Annotated in this window: 10 protein-coding genes and 1 pseudogene; 3 read left to right on the forward strand and 8 right to left on the reverse strand. The window is 65.6% G+C overall.

The window, feature by feature from the left end; genetic code table 11:
• The first annotated feature begins 94 nt into the window (after nt 1-94).
• Nucleotides 95-709 (forward strand): ArsR/SmtB family transcription factor, encoded by a 615-nt coding sequence (locus FZN60_RS14335; protein WP_158874183.1) that lies wholly within the window; start codon nt 95-97, stop codon nt 707-709.
• Here the strand turns inward: FZN60_RS14335 and phoB are convergent.
• The 6 genes from phoB to FZN60_RS14365 all read right to left on the reverse strand — a co-directional run bounded on the left by phoB (nt 706) and on the right by FZN60_RS14365 (nt 6916).
• Nucleotides 706-1467, reverse strand: a complete 762-nt coding sequence (phoB, locus tag FZN60_RS14340; RefSeq protein ID WP_158874184.1) for a phosphate regulon transcriptional regulator PhoB — start codon at nt 1465-1467, stop codon at nt 706-708. The genes FZN60_RS14335 and phoB overlap by 4 nt on opposite strands.
• Before the next feature lie 6 nt (nt 1468-1473).
• Entirely contained in the window at nt 1474-2229 is a 756-nt protein-coding gene (gene phoU / locus FZN60_RS14345) for a phosphate signaling complex protein PhoU (RefSeq protein ID WP_158874185.1), read from the reverse strand.
• A 135-nt stretch (nt 2230-2364) separates the two neighbouring features.
• Nucleotides 2365-3174, reverse strand: a complete 810-nt coding sequence (pstB, locus tag FZN60_RS14350; protein ID WP_304505859.1) for a phosphate ABC transporter ATP-binding protein PstB — start codon at nt 3172-3174, stop codon at nt 2365-2367.
• A 22-nt stretch (nt 3175-3196) separates the two neighbouring features.
• The gene (pstA, locus tag FZN60_RS14355; protein ID WP_158874187.1) at nt 3197-4483 is read right to left on the reverse strand and encodes a phosphate ABC transporter permease PstA; all 1287 of its coding nucleotides are present in this window, start codon (nt 4481-4483) and stop codon (nt 3197-3199) included.
• Nucleotides 4476-5858, reverse strand: a complete 1383-nt coding sequence (gene pstC, locus FZN60_RS14360) for a phosphate ABC transporter permease subunit PstC (protein WP_158874188.1) — start codon at nt 5856-5858, stop codon at nt 4476-4478. The genes pstA and pstC overlap by 8 nt, the downstream gene beginning before the upstream one ends.
• A 65-nt stretch (nt 5859-5923) precedes the next feature.
• Nucleotides 5924-6916, reverse strand: a complete 993-nt coding sequence (locus FZN60_RS14365; protein WP_158874294.1) for a substrate-binding domain-containing protein — start codon at nt 6914-6916, stop codon at nt 5924-5926.
• A gap of 1105 nt (nt 6917-8021) precedes the next feature.
• On the opposite strand from FZN60_RS14365, the gene FZN60_RS14370 reads away from it, so the two are divergent.
• Together FZN60_RS14370 and FZN60_RS14375 are read left to right on the forward strand one after the other, a co-directional pair.
• The gene (locus FZN60_RS14370) at nt 8022-9998 is read left to right on the forward strand and encodes a PhoX family protein (RefSeq protein ID WP_158874189.1); all 1977 of its coding nucleotides are present in this window, start codon (nt 8022-8024) and stop codon (nt 9996-9998) included.
• A 92-nt stretch (nt 9999-10090) separates the two neighbouring features.
• Nucleotides 10091-10546: a hypothetical protein gene (locus FZN60_RS14375; RefSeq protein ID WP_158874190.1), complete on the forward strand. Its 456-nt coding sequence runs from the start codon at nt 10091-10093 to the stop codon at nt 10544-10546.
• Nucleotides 10547-11268: 722 nt separating this feature from the next.
• On the opposite strand, the pseudogene FZN60_RS14380 reads toward FZN60_RS14375, so the two are convergent.
• Both FZN60_RS14380 and FZN60_RS14385 read right to left on the reverse strand, forming a co-directional pair.
• A pseudogene (locus FZN60_RS14380) lies at nt 11269-12426 on the reverse strand (MFS transporter); the annotation flags it as partial.
• Nucleotides 12423-13727 (reverse strand): arsenic transporter, encoded by a 1305-nt coding sequence (locus tag FZN60_RS14385; protein WP_158874191.1) that lies wholly within the window; start codon nt 13725-13727, stop codon nt 12423-12425. The pseudogene FZN60_RS14380 and the gene FZN60_RS14385, both read right to left, overlap by 4 nt.
• Between the last annotated feature and the right edge of the window lie 7 nt (nt 13728-13734).

Consider the following 13734-nt stretch of genomic DNA (forward strand, 5'->3'; position numbering starts at 1 on the left):
CCCCCTGACCGTGCAACGATCAGCGCCGTGAGTCGCCACATCCCATGCGGATCATCATTTGCGCTTCAGCTTCCACAGACATCCATTGAACGTCATGCTGGCGAAGGAAGGACAGGTAAGGGTCCTTCGGGAACTCGCACGTCACGACCGCTTCGTACCGATCAACAGCCTGGCGGAAGCCCTGCCGATGAGTCCGCAGGGGCTCAACAGCACACTCAGCGCCCTGATCGGCTATGGGATCGTACGCGTGGACAAATCCGGTCAGGAAACACGCTACAAACTTGCCGACCATCCGCTGACGCCCCCTCTCGTCGCATTGTTCGATGTCGAGGAGCAAGCCTTCGAGAACGACATGAAGGTCCTCGTCTCCAGCGCGGAAGCGGAAGCGGGCATACTTTCCGCGTGGCTCTACGGTCGGGCTGCCAAAGAGACCGACTCGTTCACGAACAATCTGGAGATAGCCATCGTAACACAGGGCGATGTTGATCCAGTGGCCGTGGGCGAGGCCTTCCGGCAATCGGTGATGGCAGATGCGAGCCGGCTGAGAGAACGCATCAGCTTGATGATCATGATCGTCGAGGAGACGGCCACGATCGTGGACCAACCGTGGTGGAGCCTCATCACGGAGACGACCAAGTCACTTAAGGGGCCACTGCCATCGCGGGAGGTCGGAGTTCTTCAGGATGGCTCGGTCGTCGGTCCATTCTAGCCGATCGGCGCTTTCTCGTCGGTCCGACCAGCCAACAAGACACGCCCACCTTTGTTCGGCACGCTCGCGGCAAACTGCTCGTCGAGGGCGTAGCCGGCACCGCGCACGGTGCGGATCGGGTCGCGCTGGCGACCGCGGTTGATGGCCTTGCGCAAGCGCCCGACATGGACGTCGACCGTCCGCTCGTCGACGTAGATGTCGCGGCCCCAGACGCCGTCGAGGAGCTGCTCGCGCGAGAAGACGCGGCCGGGCGCCTGGAGGAAGAACTCCATCAGCTTGAACTCGGTCGGCCCGAGCTTGATCTCACGGCCCGCCCGGCGCACGCGATGCGTCTCGCGGTCGAGGTCGATGTCGCCGGCGGACAGAACGGCCGAGAGCTTCTGCGGGTTCGCCCGGCGCAGCATGGCGCGCACGCGCGCCAGGAGCTCGGGCGTCGAGAAGGGCTTGACGACGTAGTCGTCGGCCCCGACCGACAGGCCGCGAACGCGCTCGCTCTCCTCGCCCCGCGCGGTCAGCATGAGGATCGGCAGGCGCTCGGTCTCGGGACGGGCGCGCAGGCGCCGGCAGAGCTCGACGCCCGACAGGCCCGGCAGCATCCAGTCGAGGATCAGGAGGTCGGGGACCTCCTCCTTCAGCCGGATCTCCGCCTCGTCGCCGCGCGAGATCGTGTCGACGGCGTAGCCCTCGGCCTCGAGGTTGTAGCGCAGGATGACGGAGAGCGCCTCCTCGTCCTCCACCACCGCGATGCGCGCGTTCATGGCGCCTTACTCCCCGGCGGCGGGCGAGGCCGCCCCGTCGCCGCCGAGCGCCGGCGGGCGAGGCGCGGTCAGCGAGGGCGTGCGGTCGCCCTTCGGGCGCTCGGCCGGCATCTGCTCGCCGGTGCGGATGTAGTAGATCGTCTCGGCGATGTTCGTCGCGTGGTCGCCGATGCGCTCGATGTTCTTGGCCGAGAACAGGAGGTGCGTGCAGGGCGTGATGTTGCGCGGATCCTCCATCATGTAGGTGAGGAGCTCGCGGAAGATCGAGGTGTACATCGCGTCGATGGCCTCGTCGTTGGAGCGCACGCTCTCGGCCCGGGCCGGGTCGCGGTCGGCATAGGCGTCGAGGACGTCCTTGAGCTGGTCGAGGGCGAGCTCCGCCATGTGCTCGATGCCGCGCACGAGCTGGATCGGCTGCGAGTGCTCCGAGACCGCGATGACGCGCTTGGCGATGTTCTTGGCGAGGTCCCCGATCCGCTCCAGGTCGTTTGAGATGCGGATCGCGCCGACGATCTCGCGCAGGTCGACGGACATCGGCTGGCGCTTGCCGATCACCAGGATCGCCCGCTCGTCGAGCTCGCGCTGGGCGGCGTCGAGAAGGACGTCGTCGGCCACCACCGACTGGGCGAGGCCCCAGTCGCTGTTGATGAGGGCCTGGACGGACTGAGCCACCATGCGCTCGGCCTGGCCGCCCATCTCCGAGATGCGGCGGACGAGGTTGCGGAGCTCCTCCTCATAGGACGTGACGGTGTGTTCGGCCATGGCGCGCAACCTCTCAAAGGTCTCGACCGCAGCGGTGGTCCTCCCCACCGCCCAGGATCGAAGCGTGTGTGATCTGATGATCGTGATCCCCGAGCGGGAGACTCGGGAAGCGGAAGAGTCGTTCTTGGATTCCCGTCAGCCGAAGCGGCCGGTGATGTAGTCCTGCGTGCGCTTGTCGTCCGGGTTGGAGAACATCTTCTCCGTCGGGCCGACCTCGACGATGCGCCCGAGATGGAACATCGCCGTGCGCTGCGAAACGCGCGCGGCCTGCTGCATCGAGTGGGTGACGATGACGATCGTGTAGTTCTGCTTCAACTCGTCGATCAGCTCCTCGACGGTCGCCGTCGCAATCGGATCGAGCGCCGAGCAGGGCTCGTCCATCAGGATGACCTCGGGGCTGACCGCGATGGCGCGGGCGATGCACAGGCGCTGCTGCTGGCCGCCGGACAGGCCCGTGCCCGGCTCGTCGAGGCGGTCCTTGACCTCCTCGAACAGGCCGGCCCGCTTCAGGCTCGTCTCGACGATCTCCTGAAGGTGCGCCTTGTTCTTGAAGAGGCCGTGGATCCTGGGCCCGTAGGCGACGTTCTCGAAGATCGACTTCGGGAAGGGGTTCGGCTTCTGGAACACCATGCCGACGCGGGCGCGCAGCTCCACGACGTCGATCGACTTGTCGTAGATGTCCTCGCCATCGAGCCGGATGTCACCGACGACGCGTGCGATCGCGACCGTGTCGTTCATCCGGTTGAGGCAGCGCAGGAAGGTGGACTTGCCGCAGCCCGAGGGGCCGATCAGCGCCGTCACCTGCCGCTCCGGGATCTCCAGGTCGACGCCGTGCAGGGCCTGCTTCTGGCCGTAGAAGACCTCGACCTTGCGGCCGAACATCTTCACCGGCATCTCGGGGGCGCGGGCATGGGCGCCGGCGGTGGCGAAGGAAACGTTTTCCATCATGGTCGGACCTTTGAAGGGTTTACCAGCGTCGCTCGAAGCGGCGGCGAAGGACGATCGCGAAGAGGTTCATGACCGACAGGACGATCAGCAGGACGCAGATGGCGGCACTGGTCCTGGCGACGAACCCGCGTTCCGGGCTGTCGAACCAGATGTAGATCTGCGTCGGCAGCGTCGTTGAGGCTTCGAGCATCGAAGTGGGAGCCGAGGTGACGAAGGCGTTCATTCCGATGAGCAGGAGTGGCGCCGTTTCGCCGATCGCCTGGGCAAGACCGATGATGACGCCGGTCAGGATGCCCGGCAGCGCCAAGGGGAGCACATGCTGGGCGATGACCTGCATCTCCGAAGCCCCGATGCCGCGGGCAGCCTCGCGGATGGACGGGGGGACCGCCTTGAGGGCGGCGCGGGTCGTGATGATGATCGTCGGGAGCGTCATGATGGCGAGGACCAGTCCGCCCACGAGCGGAGCGGATCTCGGCATGCCCAGAAAGCCCAGGAACAGCGCGAGACCCAGCAGGCCGAACACGATGGACGGGACAGCCGCGAGATTGTTGACGTTGATCTCGATGAAGTCCGTGAACTTGTTCTTCGGGGCGAATTCCTCGAGATACACGGCGGCTCCCACGCCGACGGGCACGCTGACGCACAGGCAGACGAGCATGAGGAAGGCCGACCCGATCAGCCCGCCCTTCAGGCCCGCCAGTTCGGGGAAACGGCTGTCGGCGTTCGTGATCAGCCCCCAGTCGAAGACCGACCGGATCCTGTCCTGCTGCTGGAGCGACTGGAAGTCGGCGATCTGCTGATCGTTGAGCGGTCGACGGTTCTCGGGAGTGGATGGGCTGATGACGCCTTCGTAGAGCTGCTCGAAAGGATCCGAAACCGGAAGCCAGATCGAGACCGTGCTCCCCGGTGCGGCGCCGCTGGCCTGAAGCTCGTCGCGCAGCCAGAACTGGGCACCGTTGCTCAGGATGCCCGTGAACCGCCGAAGCGCCGCACGGTCCCGCTCAGCTTGGGGAAATGCGGCGACAAGGGAGTCGTTGACGAGCGAGCGGTAGTTCGGGGTCTCGTCGTCCGGAACGGTGACGTCGAGCCGGACCTGGGTCTGTGTCCAGGCCGGGATCGATGTCGAAACGACGGAGCCAACGAGAATGCCCAGCATCGTCAAGGCGAAAACGATGGCGACGATGCCGTAGATCTTCAATCTTGTCTGAGCCGACTTGCGACGGCTCAGGCCAGAACGGATGTCGGAGACGGCCGACTCGCTTCGCGGTGCGCCCGCAAGCCGGGAAGAGGCAGGAATATCAGTCATACTGTTCCCGGAAGCGCTTCACGATCTGGATCGCGACGAGGTTGAGGAGGAGGGTGGCGAGGAAGAGGGTCAGGCCGAGCCCGAAGGCCGCGAGAGTCTTCGGATTGTCGAACTCCGTATCGCCCGTGAGGAGGGCGACGATCTGGACTGTCACGGTCGTGACACCCTGTAGCGGATTGACCGTCATGTTTGCCGTCAAGCCGGCGGCCATGACCACGATCATCGTCTCGCCGATCGCTCGGGTGGTCGCGAGGAGCACGCCGCCGACGATGCCGGGGAGAGCCGCCGGAAGCAGGACCTTGGTCACGGTCTCGGCACGGTTCGCGCCAAGTCCCAGGGAACCGTCCTTGAGCGATTGGGGCACCGCAGTGATGGCGTCGTCCGATAGCGACGAGATGAACGGGATGAGCATCACGCCCATAACCAGACCCGGCACGATGGCCGCCGTGGGGGACACCGCGATCCCGATGGAACCGAGCCATTCGCGGATGAACGGGGAAATTACGAGAACCGCGAAGAAGCCGTAGACGATCGTGGGAATGCCCGCGAGCAGCTCGATGAGCGGCTTCACGACACCGCGAACATGGGGAGAGGCGAACTCAGCCATGTAGATCGCGGCAAAGATCCCGACGGGTATGGCCACGAAGAGCGCGGTGAACGCGATGGTCAGGGTACCCATGAACACGGGGATCGCGCCGAAGGCTCCACTGGAGCCGATCTGATCCGGCCGGATGGCGATCTGGGGATCCCAGCGCGTGCCGAAGAAGAACTCGATCGGGGACACCCTCGAGAAGAATTGCAGCCCCTCGAACAGCAGGGACAGGAGGATGCCTAGGGTCGCCAGAATGGACAGGGTCGCGCAGAAGATCAGAAGGCCGCGCATGATGGCCTCGGAATAGTTCCGGGCTCGAAAACGTTTGGCGATGCGGGACACCAGCACCGCGGCCGTGGCGAGGCCGACAAGCACGATCACGAGCGGAAGCGCCCAGCGGGAGAACACGACCGCCTCCCGCAGGCGACCGGCGACTTCCACGATCGCAGGGTCGGGATTGCCGAAGGTCGCGCCTGATGCCGCCTGCTGGACCTGGCTGATCAGCAGGCTGACCTGAGCGGGCGTCGCGCCGTTCGTGAGGGCATCCGGCAGGGCGTTGACGATGACACCGCGAAGAACCGATTGCTCGAAGAACAGCCAGAGGAAGATGATCAAGTAGGCCGGGACGATGATGCTCAGTGCCACCAAGTACCCATGGTACTTCGGGAGCGAGTGCATCTTCCCGCTTCCGACGTCTGAGAACCGTCTCGCCCTGGACGTGGCGACGATGAAGCCGCCAATGCCGAGAAGAAGCGGGATGAGAAGAGTGATCGAGGTGCTCACGAGTCGTCTCCGGTCATCCCCGTCGACCGAAAGGTCGACGGGGCATGCTCAAGCCGATTTGGTTTTCAGCTCTGCGGAGCCGACATCGCCGTCCCGTTGGTCACCGCCTCGCGGACCTTGGCCAGCTCATCTTCCTTGAGGGGAACGAGGCCGCGCTCCTCGAGGTAGCCCCCGGTGGCGAGGGCCTCGTCGCTGACATACTCCGTCAGGAACTCGTTAAGACCCGGGATGGCGTTGCGGTGGTCGTTCTTCACGTAGATGTAGAGCGGACGCGAGACACCGTACTCACCCGAGGCTACGGTCTCCTCGCTGGGCGCGACACCACCGATGGCGGCACCCTTCAGCTTGTCCTGGTTCTCGAACAGGAAGGAGTAGCCGAAGATGCCGAATGCCTTCGCGTCGGCCTCGAGGCGCTGAACGATGAGGTTGTCGTTCTCGCCCGCCTCGACGAAGGCACCGTCGGTGCGCATCCGCTCGCAGACCTCGTCCTTGCGGTCGTCCTCCAGAGCCTCGATCGCGGCGAACTCGCCGCAGCCCTCGACCATGACCAGCTCGACCCAAGCGTCGCGCGTGCCGGACGTGGGCGGGGGGCCATAGACGAGGATCGGCTCGGCCGGCAACGACGGATCGATCTCGTTCCAGGCCTTATAGGGGTTGGCCTTGATCTCGCCGTCAACCTCGACTTCCGCCGCGAGGGCCTGGAAGAGCTGCGCCTTCGTCACGTTCAGGTCAGGGCCGTCCTGAGCGCTGGCAAGCGACAGGGCGTCGTAGCCGAGGAGTACCTCGGTGACGTTCGTCACGCCGTTCTGCTGGCAGAGATCGAACTCGGACTTCTTCATGGCGCGCGAGGCGCCAGTGATGTCCGGCGTCTGGGCGCCGACGCCCGAGCAGAACACCTGCATTCCGCCGCCGGTGCCGGTGGACTCGACAACGGGAGCCTTGAACTGGCCCTGGTTCGCGAACTGCTCGGCGACAGCCTGCGTGTAGGGGAAAACCGTGGACGAACCGACGATCTGGATATTGTCGCGGCTCTGCGCATTCGCCGCACCAACGAGCATGGCGGCGGTGCCGAGCGAAAGCGCGGCGATCTTCGAAAGGGACACGGGTCAGCTCCTTCAGGAGTTTCGTTGCGAACCGGAACGGGGTGGCCGCTGCTGTGCGGCCTTGGTTCCGCCTCCGTCTAACGGGGTGCGGTGAACCATGTATGACATAACGGCGACGATCTGATGACGGTGTAAGTCACTGTAAAACAGCGATAAACGTCGCTTTGTCCGAAATGGTTCGATGCCTTGGAAAGTGCCGTGCACGCCTGCAAACCACGTCGCTCAGGGGAATCGGCTATTCGACAACCATTTCTTTACCTATCTTTGCACGGAAGCCTCTTGGCTGTGCAGGCACGGCAGAGTGCACGGATGACCTGAAGTCACTCAGCCTCAGGTGAGCGCACTCGAACGTCACTACCATCGTCCGATCGCGTGCATTGATCGGTTGGGAGGAGCGAACCATCCGGCTCGACAGCATGGGCACGCCGAGCTCCTCTGCATCTTCGTACAGGTGCCCGATCCTGCTTTTGCAGGCGATCGGGTGCTCTCCCTCCCTGTCGAGCATGGCCGCGTAGGTCGGCGGGTCGTCGTGAAAGGCAACTGGACGGATCCCAGCCGAGCGAAGAGGCCGTTCCCTGAAGCGGGATGCGCACAGCCGCACAGCGGCGGGCCCGGTGTGAGCGGAGGCGCACAGCTCCGCCCAACTCTGCGCATCGAGCTCTTCCATCCCGACGTCCATCAGCCCGGCCGGGCACCAGAGGTCGGGAACGGCGAAGGTTCAGCCCTCGATCGTCGTGTTGGCATCGACCGCAGCCAAAAGCTGGGGGTCCAAGCCCGGCGGGTCAATTCAGGCGAGGTCCGTGGGCTTGTATATCGTTTGCTTGGACTGGGCGGCGAACAGCTTTGAAGGTGACAAGGGCTGTGATCCTGATGACGCCTTCTCGGAGGCCCCTCCTGCGTGGGGCGCCAATCGCGACCTGAAGTCGCTCCTGCCTGGCATTCTGATCGTCCGAGCAACGGCGGCGGATCTTTGCCGAGAGATCTGTCACGTGGCCGTCATCCAGCTTCCTTAAGTGAACCCTGACAACAGACCAGCCAGCCGCCGACAATGGAGTCAGCCATGCACATCTTCAACCGCAGGCCGATGAACTGGGACGCGCTCGACGAGCGCAACCGTCCCGCCGCCGAAACAGTGGACTTCGACCGTGTCGTCGAGGCCGCAATGTCCCGCCGGGCCTTCCTTGGTGGCGTGCTGGCGGTGGGCTCCGGTGCGGCAGCGATGGGTCTCCTGAACACGGCCTCAGCCATTGCGCAGACTGCGGCCGCGACCTCGCGCTTCGGCTTCGCCCCGATCCCTACGGCGACCGACTTCGAAGTCCACGTTCCCGAAGGATTCACCAAGCAGGTCCTGCTTCGTTGGGGCGATCCGCTCTTCTCTAATGCGGCTGCCTTCGACGCGACCAACGGCACCACGCTTGACGCACAGCGTCGTGCCGCGGGCGACAACACCGACGGCATGGAGATGTTCTTCGCGGGCAACCGCAACATCCTTGCGGTGAACAACGAATATACCAACCTCGACGTGCTGCTCCCCCAAGTCGCGCAGCGCATGGCCGCCGAGGCCGAGGCCGCGGCCGCCGTTGCGACCACCGAGGAGGAGAAGGCCGCGGCGATGGATTACGAGGTGCTGCCCACCTCTCTCGAGGAGGTGCAACTCGCCCAAGCCGCTCAGGGCGTCACCATCGCCGAGCTTATCCAAGATGCCTCGGGCGAGTGGGCGATCGCGGTCGACAGCGAGTACAACCGTCGCATCGACCACAACACGCCGATGCGGATCTCGGGCCCGGCCGCGGGTCATGCGCTGCTCCAAACCTCCGCGGACCCGGCCGGGGTCCAGGTTCTCGGCACGATCAACAATTGCGGCGCCGGCCGCACGCCGTGGGGCACCTACCTGACCTGCGAAGAGAACTTCAACGGCTACTTCGGCTCGACCAACCCCGAGCTGGGTTTGCCCGAGGGCTTCGACCGCTACGGCATCGCACTCGAGTCGGGTTACGCCTACGAGAAGTTCGACAAGCGCTTCGACTTCGCCTCCGAACCCAATGAGCCCAACCGACACGGCTATGTGGTCGAGATCGATCCGCTCGACCCCAACTCGACTCCGGTGAAGCGCACGGCGCTCGGCCGCTTCAAGCACGAGAACGCTGCCGTTACGCTCGCGCCCGATGGCCGCGTTGTCGTGTACCTCGGCGACGATGAAAGGGGCGAGTTCCTCTACAAATACGTCTCGAACGACCGCTACATCCCCGGTGAGAACACCGACACGCTGCTGGATAACGGCCAGCTCTACGTGGCCCGCTTTGATCCGGACGGGTCCGGCGAATGGCTGGCGCTCACGCCCACGGCCACCGGCATGGACCAGGCGATGATCCACATCCACACCCGGCAGGCCGCCTCGGCCGTCGGTGCCACGACCATGGACCGGCCCGAATGGGTTGCGATCCACCCTCACGCGATCCAGGCATTCTGCGCGCTGACCAACAACTCACGTCGCGCGGCAGAGGCAACCAACGCGGGCGGCGATACCATGGTGCCCATCGAGGGCAGCCCCAACCCGCGCGCAAAGAACGGCTATGGCCAGATCGTGCGCTGGTATCCGGCCAACCAGGACCACGCAGACCCGACGTTCACCTGGGACCTCTACGTCATGGCCGGGAACCCCGCGGTCAATGCCGAGGGACCGTATCGTGGATCTCCGAACGTCACCGAGGGCAACATGTTCAACTCGCCCGATGGCATGATCTTCGACTCCAAGGGCCTCCTGTGGATCCAGACGGACGGGGATGACAGCAACGAGGAGGACTTCGCCGGCCAAGGCAACAACCAGATGCTCGTCGGCGACCCGGCCACCGGGGAGATCGCGCGTTTCCTTACCGGTCCGAAAGGGTGCGAAGTGACGGGCATGACCTTCTCTGCCGACCGTCGCTCGATCTTCGTCGGCATCCAGCACCCGGGCGGCTCCTGGCCGGACGGTCAAGGCCTGCCTCGGTCGGCCATCGTTGCGATCCGCCGTGAGGACAGCGCAGTCATCGCGTGATTCCGGCAACATCAACAGTCCGGGCGCCGAGAGGCGCCTGGACCTCCCTAATGCCCGAACTCTCTCGGCCGACCCCGGACAAAGGAACACTCATGCGCATCGCGAACCTCGCTGCGGTCACGGCGATCCTGCTGGTATCAACGATGGCCCTCGGCGCTCAGGAGAAGGCCTCCGCGCCCGCCATGGTCACGGAGGATCAGGTCTATATCGACGTGGACGGCGCCGCTGTGCAGGTGGATACCGCCCTCGCGGCCGAGGCTTGCGAACTCGATCAGGCCGCTGTCGTCGAGATGTCCGCTGCAAAGATGGAGGAGAGCGGCCTCGATCCCAAATCCCGGGGAAACATGGCGGCTTCCGAAGCAGCGGCCGAGGGCACTACGGCCGCCCCGGACAAGAGCAATGAGACGGTGACCACCTCCCAGGGCACGGCCGATCCCTCGACCTCCGCGCCGGGAGGCCAGATGCTGGCGTTGGCCGTCTGCCAGATCACCGTCGAGACGGCTGCTCGTCTTGGAGTTCCACAGGCGAACGAGATCGTCACGGACTGAGCGTCGTTCAGCTTGAACGGGCAGGCCTCGACGCGCAGGTGGCTCGTATCACGACATTCCTCCCGAACTCCGCTCCTGCTGGACTTAGAGGCCTGTTCGGAGGCCATTAACTAAGCCTACTTCGAAGAGACAGTGAGGGCACAGGCTGCCGGAGATCAAAGCAGACTGTGCCCGCTCAGCGCCTTACTGAGCTTTCAGCACGACTGGTCGCGCATATTCGTCACCCAGGAGGTATGTGAGTTCCAGCCATGTTCGGGCTTTGCTATCCACCTGAGGGTGTTGCGGCTCGCGCCGACCCCGCATGACAGCCGTCTGCCCGCACGTCATGCAAAGCCCCTGGAGCTTCATCCCTGGCGTGGGAGCCCGGACGAGACCGTGGTGGAAACCTCACGGGGCAACTCGATTCGTGAACGACCGGCAGATCAATCCGTTCTGACGGGAGGGATCGTGGAGCTGATTGGCTGCTTCTCGTTGGGCTCGTCCCCGATCTCACGTTGCTTGGTCGACTCGTCGTCCGATAGGTTACTGTCTTGGAAGAGGCGCTCGCGTGCCTCCTTGAGGTCGTTCTGGTCCGTTGTCTGAGGCGGTATCGGCGCCGTTTCGGTTGGGGGCATGCTTGCTTCTCCAGTCTCAGTGTTTACGGAAATCAAGCTAAGCCTGGCTGTCATAGTTCCGTTAGATGCCGCCTGAACCAGCTCCCCTCCGGCTGCCGCGGCCGACCTTCGCTCGCGAAGGAACGACACCACCCCGATCGCGGCCGCCGACAGGGCGGCGAGGAACAGAAGCGTCGCGTTGGACCCCATGTGGGCAAGAAGCACCGCCCCGACGGTTGGCGCCAGCGCCTGCGCGACCTGCGCCGGGCGCGCCAGCCTTCCCATGACGCTCGCGTAGCCGCCGGGTCCGAACAGGGCCAGCGGCACGGTTCCGCGGGCGATGGACAGGATGCCGTTACCCGCCCCGTAGAACACCATGGCCGCGGCGACCGGGAGGATGTCGAAGGCGAGGGCGCAGACGCCGACGGCTGTGAGCGCTACGGCAGCCCGCATCGTCCACAGCGGGTGGTGTCGCCCGCGCCCAGCCATCTCGAGGACGCGAGCGCCGACCTGCGAAGGGCCGACCATCGCGCCGAACGCCACCGCCGCTGCCAGCGTCTCTCCGCGGGCCTGGAGGAGCGTCAAGAGGTGAACGGAGACCAGCCCGAAGATCGTGCTGCACAGGACGAGGACCCCGACGAGCAGCAGGAAGTCGCGGCGTTCTCCGGCCAACGGCGCGAGGGGCGCGAGGGGCGCGTCACGCCGCCCGAATGTGGCGGCCGGATCCGAGCCGTTGGGGATGAAGAGCAGGGCCAACGGAAGTGTGACGCAGACGTGGAGTACGGCGTAGGCGAGGCATGCGCCGCGCCAGCCCACGTGATCCACCATGAAGGCAGACAGCGGCCAGCAGACCGTACTGGCGAACCCGCCCCATAGTGTCAGGGTCGTGATGGCTGACCGGGCATCGGACCCGTACAGGCGGCCGAGCGTGGCGAAGGCCGGGTCGTAGAGGCCCATGCCCATGCCTGAACCGACGACAATCCATCCCATGAGGAAAATGGGCAGGTTCGGTGACAGGCCGAGGACGGCGAGTCCGAGCGCCAGCAGCACGGCCCCCAGCGCCAGAACCGGACGCCCGCCGCGCGCGGCGATGGTTGCGCCGACTTGGGGAGAGGCCGCGGCCGAGACGAGGAGGCCGACGCTGACGCCGCCGACAACCCATGGCAGGGGCCAGCCTGTGTCCTGCGAGATCGGAAGCGCCAGCACGGCTGGAAGGTAGACCGATGATCCCCAAGCCAGGATCTGGAAGACCCCTAGCGCCGAGATGACCTGCCAACGTGGCTTCACGAGACGACCGGAAGCCAGATCCACAGCGCGATGAGCGTCGCCAGCAACACGGGCGGGGTCAAAACGAGGCCGACCCGCATGTACTGGCCCCACGTGATCCGCTGTCCCTTGCCCGCGAGGACGTGAAGCCAAAGCAGGGTCGCGAGCGATCCGATAGGCGTGAGCTTCGGCCCGAGGTCGTTGCCGACGACGTTGGCGTAGACCATCAGCTCGCGAGTCAGAGGCGCGACGTCCGCCCGGTCGATGGCGAGAGCGCCGACGAGGGTCGCGGGCATGTTGTTCATGACGGAGGCGAGCGCCGCCACCACGAAGCCCGTGCCGACGGTGGCGATGAACGTGCCCTGCTCGCCAAGCCACCGCAGGACACCCGCCGCGATGTCGGTCAGCCCGGCGTTCCCGAGGCCGTAGACCACGAGGTACATGCCGATCGAGAACAGGACGATCTGCCACGGCGCCCCGCGCAGGACCTTCGGCAGGTCGACCACCGCACCGCGACCGCCGGAGAACCACCGTCCCGCGACCGCCATGAGGACGAGGGCGGCGGCTCCGGTGACAAACGCGATCGGCACGCCGAGCGGCCCCGTCACGAAGTAGGCGACGAGCAGAAGACCAAGGAGTGGGAACGCGGCGCGGAACACGGCCGGGTCACGGATCGCGCTGCCGGGCACCTCGAGCCGTCCAACATCGTAGGTCGCCGGGATGTCCTTCCGAAAGTATGCCCACAGGACGAGGATCGTCGCCGCCAGCGAGACGAGGTTCACCGGCACCATCACCGCGGCGTAGCGACCGAAGGACACGTCGAAGAAATTCGCGGTGACGATGTTCACGAGGTTCGACACGACGAGCGGCAGGCTGGTCGTGTCGGCGACGAACCCGCAGGCGACGACGAAGGCTAGCGCCCCGGAGGGCGGGAAGTCGAGGCGCAGGAGGATGGCGAGCACGATCGGGGTGAGGAGCAGCGCGGCCCCGTCGTTGGCGAAGACGGCGGCAATCGTCGCGCCCAGCAGGACGACGAGCGGGAACAGCCGCCGCCCGTTGCCCCCGCCCCAGCGGGCGACGTGGAGCGCCGCCCAGGCGAAGAACCCGGCCTCGTCGAGGACGAGCGAGATGACGATCAGCGCGACGAAGGTGAACGTCGCGTCCCACACGATCTCCCAGACCGTCCCGACGTCGCCCCAACCGACGACGCCGGTCGCCAGCGCGACCGCGGCGCCGATGAGTGCCGACCACCCGATGCCGAGGCCCCGGGGCTGCCAGATGACGAGAACGAGGGTAGCGATGAAGATCGCGAGGGCGAGCATGGACGGT

Origin of the sequence: Antarcticirhabdus aurantiaca, from assembly GCF_009765365.1 — a bacterium.
Lineage (GTDB): Bacteria > Pseudomonadota > Alphaproteobacteria > Rhizobiales > Rhizobiaceae > Antarcticirhabdus > Antarcticirhabdus aurantiaca.